This window comes from Oleiphilus sp. HI0080 (genome assembly GCF_001635135.1).
The window spans coordinates 1-428 of sequence record NZ_LWFU01001234.1 but is presented as its reverse complement, the minus strand read 5'-3'; the positions used below and the strand labels follow the sequence as shown (position 1 = coordinate 428).

Annotated in this window: 1 pseudogene; it reads left to right on the top strand. The window is 48.1% G+C overall.

Annotated features, from left to right (window positions below):
* Positions 1-428, top strand: a pseudogene (locus A3751_RS21500) (nitrate ABC transporter substrate-binding protein); the annotation flags it as partial.

Genomic DNA, 428 nt, shown 5'->3' with positions numbered 1-428 from the left:
TCCGAGCAGCAATGTGGTTAGACGAAAATAATAACGCTAACCGTCCAGAAGCGGTGAAAATTCTAGCGAAACCATCGTACGTGGGCGCTGATGAAGAAGTGATCGCAAACAGCATGACGGGTACGTTTGAGTACGAGAAAGGCGACAAGCGTGAAGTACCAGATTTCAATGTGTTCTTCCGTTACAACGCTACCTATCCATATTACAGCGATGCTATTTGGTATCTCACGCAGATGCGTCGTTGGGGCCAGATTTCTGAGCACAAGTCGGATGACTGGTATATGGAAACCGCAAAGAAGGTTTATCGACCTGACATTTATGCTGTCGCGGCTAAGGCACTGATCGCTGAAGGTAAGGCCAAGGCGTCTGACTTCCCTGAGTTTGCGTCTGAAACCGGCTTTAAACCGCCGCAGTCAGAGTTTATTGAT